The 628-nt window shown below is 65.3% G+C and carries 1 protein-coding gene; it reads right to left on the bottom strand.

Annotated features, from left to right (window positions below):
• Positions 1–568 (bottom strand): branched-chain amino acid ABC transporter permease (locus EN893_RS36830; protein WP_164901539.1); only part of this gene is annotated, 568 nt, incomplete at its 3' end.
• Positions 569–628 lie beyond the last annotated feature (60 nt).

The following is a 628-nucleotide window of genomic DNA, read 5'->3' as shown; positions in this document are numbered from 1 at the left end:
GGCCACGGCTGATCAACCAGAGCGCCAGCACCGTCATGGCGACGATGGCCGAGACGAAGATGTAGCTGGGCAGATCCTGGCTGAGATCGACGTGCAGCCCGCCAAGATCGAACTCGATCGGCGGGATGCCGATCAGGCCGCTGTCGCCGCCGGTGACCGAGCTCCAGGAGACCGCGGCCTGCTGGCAGATGACGCCCATGGCCAGCGTGACGATGGGGAAATAGCTGCCACGGATGCCGCCGAAGAACAGGAAGTAGCCGATGATGGCGGCGACGAAGGCCGCACCCGCCACCGCACCCATGATGCCGAGTAAGCTTCCAAAGGGGATGGCATCATTGAGTGTGACCAGCGCCATGATGTAGCCGCCGATGCCGAAAAAGGCGGCGTGGCCGAAACACAGGATTCCGGTGCGGCCCCAGAAGAAGTCGAGGCTCGCCGCGAACAGGCCGAAGATCAGCGCGTCGCGGATCACCGTCAGCTGATAGCCGCCGGCAAAGAGCGGATAGACGACCGCGAGCGCCACGCAGATGGCGAAGATCAGCAGCCAGTTGCGGTCGCGGGCGATCATCGCGACGCTCCGTTGAACAGGCCGTTGGGCCGCAGCCGGACAGCGACGATGGCCGCCAGC

It is taken from the genome of Mesorhizobium sp. M7A.F.Ca.CA.004.04.2.1 (assembly GCF_004022825.1).
GTDB lineage: Bacteria > Pseudomonadota > Alphaproteobacteria > Rhizobiales > Rhizobiaceae > Mesorhizobium.
Note: the sequence above shows the minus strand (reverse complement) of the source record. Positions and strands in the feature narration are given on the sequence as shown.